This window comes from Arthrobacter sp. H14, assembly GCF_000520495.1.
In the GTDB taxonomy this organism is placed as follows: domain Bacteria; phylum Actinomycetota; class Actinomycetes; order Actinomycetales; family Micrococcaceae; genus Arthrobacter_C.
Window position 1 is genome coordinate 4,549 of record NZ_KI914707.1, and the last position, 1,782, is coordinate 6,330.

At 63.2% G+C, this 1,782-nt stretch carries 3 protein-coding genes; 2 read left to right on the forward strand and 1 reads right to left on the reverse strand.

What is annotated here, in order from left to right:
* The first annotated feature begins 135 nt into the window (after nt 1-135).
* Both Y707_RS0121920 and Y707_RS28535 read left to right on the forward strand, forming a co-directional pair.
* Nucleotides 136-570: a cupredoxin domain-containing protein gene (locus Y707_RS0121920; protein WP_026536621.1), complete on the forward strand. Its 435-nt coding sequence runs from the start codon at nt 136-138 to the stop codon at nt 568-570.
* Complete coding sequence (locus tag Y707_RS28535) at nt 567-1,064, forward strand: hypothetical protein (protein ID WP_051442316.1); 498 nt, start codon at nt 567-569, stop codon at nt 1,062-1,064. The genes Y707_RS0121920 and Y707_RS28535 overlap by 4 nt, the downstream gene beginning before the upstream one ends.
* A 56-nt stretch (nt 1,065-1,120) precedes the next feature.
* Here the strand turns inward: Y707_RS28535 and Y707_RS28540 are convergent.
* On the reverse strand, nt 1,121-1,782 hold a 662-nt coding region (locus tag Y707_RS28540), incomplete at its 5' end, for a hypothetical protein (protein WP_035783262.1).

Sequence of the window (1,782 nt, forward strand, 5' to 3'; positions counted from 1 at the left end):
TGCCAGCTAATACAACGGCTCCCCCACCCGCGCCGTCTACTCCCCCACCCGAACCAAGACCACATAGAACCGCCCATACCGACAACCGGCCGCGAACCCGGCGCCCCAACCGTGACCTTGACCGAAGGGACCACCATGAACATCAGAAAGAGCGCTTCCGCCATTGTCCTGACCGCCGCCCTGACCGGGCTCAGCGGATGCGGCTCCTCAGGGCAGGACACCGCCGGTGAATCCCAATCACCGGCGGATGAATCGATGGCGGTCGAATCCCCCTCGGCTTCCGGCACACCCACGGGCGGGACCATGGCGACCTCCGGGAAGGAGGAGGTTGTCATCACTGTCGAAGGCTTCAAGTTTAACGGACCGGAATCGGTCAGCCCGGGAGCGACCGTCACCGTAGTCAATAAAGACTCCGCTCCCCACACGGTCACCTCCGAAGAAGAAGGCCTCTTCGATGTGCAATTCGAAGGCGGCGAAACAGTCACCTTCACCGCCCCGGAGGAGCCCGGCGAATACCCCTACATCTGCACCATCCACCCGGCCATGATGGCCACCCTGATGGTCGAATGAGGACCGCAACCGGCCCCCGCGGGCCACACACTGCGCTGATGACCGTCCTGCGGATCGTGATCACCGCCGCCCTGGCCATCGATGCCATCATTCACCTTCAGCTGGCCGCAAACTACCAGCTGGCTGCCCCCGGCGGCATCGGACAGGGCAACCTGTTCCGCATCCAGGCCGCCACCGCGATCCTCGCCGGGCTCTACGTCCTGATCCGCGGCAGCCGCGCCTCCTACGCAGCCGCCGCCCTCGTCGCACTGGCCGCATTCACCGCCGTCGTCCTTTACCGGTACCTCGACATACCTGCCATCGGCCCGATTCCAGCCATGTACGAACCGGTATGGTTTTTCGAAAAGACCCTCACCGCCGTCACCGAAGGTGCAGCCGCAATCCTCGCCATCATTGGCTTCGCCTTACAACGGCCGCCACGAAACCCACACCGCTCACAACGGGCGCCGCTGGCAGCCCGGCGTAACTCACGGCCCAGAGAAGGAACATCTTAGCTTATGGTCCGGCTCTTCCTACCGGCGATAACGGGCTGATACGTCAGTCCGGATCGTTAAAAGCAGTGGATATCTAGCCGTTCGCAGGCTGTATTCAGCGCCGGATCCGTCAGGGCGATTGGCCGGGTGGAGGTGAGGTGTATCTGGTCGCCGTTGAGCCGATCGTCCTTGCGCCGCAGCCAGTATGCGTAGCATCTGCCGCCCAGCCTGCTGGTATACACGATCCCGACCGGTCGTGTCCCGTCGTCGAGTGTCAGCGACCGCACCCATTGCGCGATACGCGTGGTGATCTCCCGATTAGGTGCGTGGATCTCGGCGAGACTTACGGAATCGATCCCGGCGGTGGTTGCCAGTTCATCACCGATAGCGGCGCGGATCCCGGCCAGTGATGCCGGGTGTTCAATGTCCACCCATGGTTCGGAGGCGGCAAGCTTTACGGTGTACAGATCCCGTGTGCCCCGCCACTGCGTGGGCAGGCAGCCGGTGTTCATGTAGCTGCTTTCTTCCCAGTGCGATTTGAACTCGCGGATGAACCCGGTCAGTGTCATGCCGAGGAAATCGGCGTCTTTTTGCAGCGGCGTATTGCCCTGCAGGCTCAATGCGAAGGGTGCGATGACCTCCTGAAAGGCGGTCTCAGGTTCAGCAGCCAGATAGACGGTCGATCCTGCGGTGTCATAGCGGCCCCAGCTCCGCCGGTCGGAACCGGCTGCCCGCGGCG